This window comes from Uliginosibacterium sediminicola (assembly GCF_039631295.1).
GTDB classification, from domain to species: domain Bacteria; phylum Pseudomonadota; class Gammaproteobacteria; order Burkholderiales; family Rhodocyclaceae; genus Viridibacterium; species Viridibacterium sediminicola.
Genome location: NZ_JBDIVE010000022.1, coordinates 1 through 2,662, shown reverse-complemented (window position 1 = coordinate 2,662; position 2,662 = coordinate 1). Strand labels below are relative to the sequence as shown.

Here is a 2,662-nt window from a genome sequence, read left to right as displayed (position 1 = left end):
CTGAGTGTCGGTGGCAAGGTCGGTACCGGCAGCATCCTCGACAACGACACCCTGAGCGTCTCCTCGGTCAGCAGCGCCTCCGCTGTTGAAGGCACGGCAGTGATCCACACCGTCACCCTCAACAGCTACTCGACCGCTGGCAGCACCACCTTCGCGCTGAGCCTGGCCGATGTCAGCGCTACGGCAGGTTCGGACTACAGCACGACACCAAGCTTCAGCAACAACGTGACCTACGCCAATGGCTTCGTCACTGTCCCGGTCAATGTCTCCAGCTTCACCGTGAGCGTGCCGACGACCGACGATTCCATCATCGAGTCGACCGAAACCTACACGCTGAACGTTGGCGGCAAGCTCGGCACCGGCAGCATCCTCGACAACGACACCCTGAGCGTCTCCTCGGTCAGCAGCGCATCTGCAGTGGAAGGTACGGCTGTGATCCACACCGTCACCCTCAACAGCTACTCGACTGCAGGCAGCACCACCTTCGCGCTGAGCCTGGCTGCAGTAAGCGCTACGGCAGGTTCGGACTACAGCACGACGCCGAGCTTCAGCGATGGTGTGACTTACGCCAATGGCTTCGTCACCGTCCCGGTCAATGTCTCCAGCTTCACCGTGAGCGTGCCGACGACCGACGATTCCATCATCGAGTCGACCGAAACCTACACGCTGAACGTTGGTGGCAAGCTCGGCACCGGCAGCATCCTCGACAACGACACCCTGAGTGTCTCCTCGGTCAGCGATGGAACTGTGATTGAAGGCACGGCGGTGCTTCACACCGTCACCCTCAACAGCTACTCGACCGCAGGCAGCAGCACCTTCGCGCTGAGCCTGACGGATGTCAGCGCCACGGCAGGTTCGGACTACAGCACGACGCCGAGCTTCAGCGATGGTGTGACTTACGCCAATGGCTTCGTCACCGTCCCGGTCAATGTCTCCAGCTTCACCGTCAGTGTGCCGACGACTGACGACACCTTGGTTGAGTCGACCGAAACCTACACGCTGAGCGTCGGTGGCAAGCTGGGGACAGGCTCCATCCTCGACAACGACACGCTGGGCATTGCAAGCGTAAGCAGCGCTTCGGCTATCGAAGGAACCGCGATTGTCCACACGGTGACCTTGAGCAATCCGTCAGCCAGCGCCTCGACATTCGTCCTGAGCCTAGCCAACGGCACGGCCACAGCAAATTCGGACTACAGCACGACGCCGAGCTTCAGCGATGGTGTGACTTACGCCAATGGCTTCGTCACTGTCCCGGTCAATGTCTCCAGCTTCACCGTCAGCGTGCCAACGACCGACGATTCCATCATCGAGTCGACCGAAACCTACACGCTGAACGTTGGCGGCAAGCTCGGCACCGGCAGCATCCTCGACAACGACACCCTGAGCGTCTCCTCGGTCAGCAGCGCATCTGCAGTGGAAGGTACGGCTGTGATCCACACCGTCACCCTCAACAGCTACTCGACCGCTGGCAGCACCACCTTCGCACTGAGCCTGACGGATGTCAGTGCCGCCGCAGGCTCGGACTACACGACCACCCCGAGCTTCAGCGATGGCGTGACTTACGCCAATGGCTTCGTCACCGTCCCGGTCAATGTCTCCAGCTTCACCGTAAGCGTGCCGACCATTGATGATTCCATCATCGAGTCGACCGAAACCTACACACTGAGTGTGGGTGGCAAGATCGGCACCGGCAGCATCCTCGACAACGACACCCTGAGCGTCTCCTCGGTGAGCAGCGCCTCCGCTGTTGAAGGCACGGCAGTGATCCACACCGTCACCCTCAACAGCTACTCGACTGCAGGCAGCACCACCTTCGCGCTGAGCCTGGCCGATGTCACCGCCACGGCTGGTTCGGACTACGCGACCACGCCGAGCTTCAGCAACAACGTGACCTACGCCAATGGCTTCGTCACCGTTCCGGCCAATGTCTCCAGCTTCACCGTCAGTGTTCCGACCACGGATGACTCCATCATCGAATCGACCGAGACCTACACGCTGAGTGTCGGTGGCAAGGTCGGCACCGGCAGCATCCTCGACAACGACACCCTGAGCGTCTCCTCGGTGAGCAGCGCCTCCGCTGTTGAAGGCACGGCCATTGTTCATACCGTCACCCTCAACAGCTACTCGACCGCCGGCAGCACCACCTTCGCGCTGAGCCTGGCGGATGTCAGCGCGACGGCAGGTTCGGACTACACGACCACGCCGAGCTTCAGCAATGGCGTGACCTACGCCAACGGTATCGTCACCGTCCCGGTCAATGTCTCCAGCTTCACCGTCAGTGTGCCGACCACCGATGACACGCTGGTTGAATCGACGGAAACCTACACCCTCACCGTGGGCGGCAAGGCTGGTACAGGCTCGATCCTCGACAATGACAGCCTGGGCATTTCTGCAGTCAGCAGCGCTTCGGCGGTTGAAGGTACGGCCATCGTCCACACCGTGACCTTGACCAATCCTTCTGCCAGCGCCTCGACGTTTGCACTGAGCCTGGCTGATGTCAGCGCCACGGCAGGTTCGGACTACACGACCACGCCGAGCTTCAGCAACAACGTGACCTACGCCAATGGCTTCGTCACCGTCCCGGCCAATGTCTCCAGCTTCACCGTGAGCGTGCCGACGACCGACGATTCCATCATCGAATCGACCGAAAGCTACACGCTGA

The 2,662-nt window shown here is 61.0% G+C and carries 1 protein-coding gene; it reads left to right on the top strand.

What is annotated here, in order from left to right:
• On the top strand, positions 1 to 2,662 hold a 2,662-nt coding region (locus ABDB84_RS19955), incomplete at both ends, for a beta strand repeat-containing protein (protein ID WP_345921539.1).